The organism is Nocardia sp. NPDC041819, from assembly GCF_055590505.1.
The window spans coordinates 1-1,036 of sequence record NZ_JBVJAP010000064.1 but is presented as its reverse complement, the minus strand read 5'-3'; the positions used below and the strand labels follow the sequence as shown (position 1 = coordinate 1,036).

General features: G+C 64.3%; 1 pseudogene. It reads left to right on the top strand.

From position 1 onward, the window contains the following. Positions 1–256, top strand: a pseudogene (locus tag ACZ6DL_RS38125) (integrase core domain-containing protein); the annotation flags it as partial. Positions 257–1,036 lie beyond the last annotated feature (780 nt).

Genomic DNA, 1,036 nt, shown 5'->3' with positions numbered 1-1,036 from the left:
ACCCTCATCGAGACCGGCATCACCCACAAACGCACCCGCCCCTACCGGCCACAAACCAACGGCAAGGTCGAACGCTTCAACCGCACCCTGCTCGAAGAATGGGCCTACGCCCGCCCCTACCGCACCGAAACCGAACGCCGCAGCACCTTCCCCGACTGGCTACACACCTACAATCACTGTGCACCGCGGCCACACCGCACTCGGCGGACACCCACCAGCCAGCCGCGTTCCCAACCTCTCAGGTCAGTACATCTAGGTCGGGGCAAGCTTCATGAGCTTCTCGGCTCGAGCCAGCTGTGGAAGGTGCTCACCGGTTCGCCCCGCACGACTGCGCATGGGTCTTGCGATCTGCACCCCAACGGGCTGCCTCCCGCAAACCCCGACCCTCCAACCACAGCCGCGAGACCTCCCTGATCTCGATCACCGAAACCTCCCGGTAGCTCATTCCGCCAATACAGCGGCCGAACAATTGGACAACCCGCAGCTACACCTGGGTGGTCCTATAACTGGCACACAACCAGAGGTGGTCCCATTAATGGCAAACAGGTGGTCCCCATCCTCAAGGCAAAACCAGCCCCGAAGCGGCCCCTTCCTCCTAGCAGGCCGCTCTCCGGTGGAGGCCCCGCTGACCTGGCCCCGCTGGGTTCGGTCCGGCGTGCATGAGAGTCGTGGCCCGCGTTGTGGGGGCAAGACCTCGATAGCGGTGAGCACCAGATCCGTTCGATCATCCAGCGGTGGCGTCCGATGGGCTGCGAGGATTCGATGCCCCTTGCGGGCGATCCGGGCAAACGTTCCGGTTCGCCCGCAGCCAACGAAGCGATTCGGCGGAATCGTATGCTTGTCGGCGCGAAGCGTGTCGGTCGGCGGCGGCGCGGACCGCGCCGCGACCGGATCGCGGTTACGGCGTTCAGCAACGGTTTCAGGCCTCGACGTCGTTGGTGCTAGGTTCTGTCTCCCAATCGTCTGATTAGTCAGCTTGGGGTGGGCCGGTGGTGCATCATGTCCGCTGTGGCGAGGTCGGCGGGTGATCGGTTTC